Raw genomic sequence first — 1,239 nt, 5'->3', positions numbered from 1 at the left:
ACGTCCTCGAGCTCAACATCACCCTGCCGGAAGGCGGCGAAGGCAACGCCCAGACCGGCCGGCGGTAGCCCGGCCGGGGTTGCGCCCGGGTGTCATACGGTCCAGCCACGCGCAGGTCGGCTGCTCCCGGCAGCCGACGTTTGTCCCCCGGTCTAACGGCACCGGAATGTTGGCTGCCAGGAGCAGCCAACCTACCCGACCGAACAGGGCCGGAACCGGTCCCCCGGCGCGCTTCGGTAGGTCGGCCGCTCCCGGCAGCCGGCGTTTTCGCCCCGGTGTAGCGGCACCGGGATGTTGGCTGCCAGGAGCAGCCAACCTACCCGACCGAACAGGGCCGGAACCGGTCCCGCGGCGCGTTCCGGTAGGTCGGCTGCTCAAGGCAGCCGACATCTTCGCCGACGCGCATACGCGGCCGACTTTTCGCTATTCCCGGCCAACCCTGTCGGGGGTGTCCGGCGGCGCGGTACCCCACTCCGCCGCATAGACCCCGGCCCGCACGAACCTGTGGAAGCTGCTCCAGGCCCATTCCCCCGGAGCCGTTACAAACCCGTGTTTTACCGGGTTGTAATGGATGTAATCCAGGTGATGACGGAAATCGACGTCATTCCGCACCCGGTGCTCCCAAAAACGGGGCTGCCAGATTCGCTTGTCGCCGGCCCGCGTGGAGACATAGCGCTTGATCAGCCGCCACCGTCCGGAGAAGTCCGGGTCGCCGCGTGGCAGGGACCACATGCAATGCAGGTGATCGGGCAGCAGGACGATTGCCTCGGTTCGGAACGGGCGATACCGGGCAACGGCGCGAATCGCTGCCCCGAGTAATCGCCGTAGCCCGTCGTCACAAAAAAGCGGTCGCCGGTACCGCGTCACCACCGTGAAGAAATAGCATCCGCCCGGTACGTGTGCACGCCGGTATTCCATGGTCTCGTCCTCCCTGACGAGCGTGATCCTGTCATCGTCCAGGGAGCGTACCGCGCCCGGTCGGCGATTGGGAACGTAGCAAGGAAGGCGTAGGTTGTCGGACGGGACGTCGGCTGCCATTGAGCAGCCGACCTACCGGTGATCGGTTACCCCGTCGGGTCGACGCGCAGCTTGGGGCGCTGGCTGGGCTGGAGTATTCGCCCTGCTCGATGGCGTTCCAGACCGGTAGGTCGTGCACGGCCGCGGGCCGCGTGCGACGTCTTCAATGACCGAACCGGAATATCGCACGCCTGCGGCGCGCGACCTGCACGAGTTCCGCCG

General features: G+C 67.0%; 1 protein-coding gene. It reads right to left on the bottom strand.

The annotated features are described in order from the left end of the window. Nucleotides 1–423: 423 nt before the first annotated feature. Nucleotides 424–918, bottom strand: coding sequence for a transposase (locus G7A99_RS20130; protein WP_163143597.1), 495 nt, complete (start codon nt 916–918; stop codon nt 424–426). Nucleotides 919–1,239: the final 321 nt, after the last annotated feature.

This window comes from Arhodomonas sp. KWT (genome assembly GCF_010993615.1).
This window is presented reverse-complemented; position numbering and strand designations above follow the sequence as displayed.